This is a genomic window from Psychrobacter sp. GW64-MNA-CIBAN-0177 (genome assembly GCF_040309585.1).
Taxonomy (GTDB): domain Bacteria; phylum Pseudomonadota; class Gammaproteobacteria; order Pseudomonadales; family Moraxellaceae; genus Psychrobacter; species Psychrobacter okhotskensis.
Map to the genome: position 1 here is coordinate 1 of NZ_JBEOOY010000591.1, position 238 is coordinate 238.

Sequence of the window (238 nt, forward strand, 5' to 3'; positions counted from 1 at the left end):
GTATAATTACCTGAGGCAGACCCTGTTGCAATATTTTGGCTGGTAATATTAAAACTGCCCATATTACTTGGGATGGCATATGCTCCTAAAGGTGTCATTAGAAGTACAAAGAGCATAGCAGGCATGGTCCATGTTGGGCGTGTACTATCAGTATTGGGTACAGTCAGCAAGTGATCCAACATGTAAAATCCTACAAGAGTAATGAAGGTAAGGTTCGTTTTATCAGAGGGTATTAGCT

At 40.8% G+C, this 238-nt stretch carries 1 protein-coding gene; it reads right to left on the minus strand.

The window, feature by feature from the left end; genetic code table 11:
• Nucleotides 1-182: hypothetical protein (locus AAEY79_RS16325; protein WP_352289807.1), on the minus strand; the 182-nt coding region annotated here is incomplete at its 3' end.
• Between the last annotated feature and the right edge of the window lie 56 nt (nt 183-238).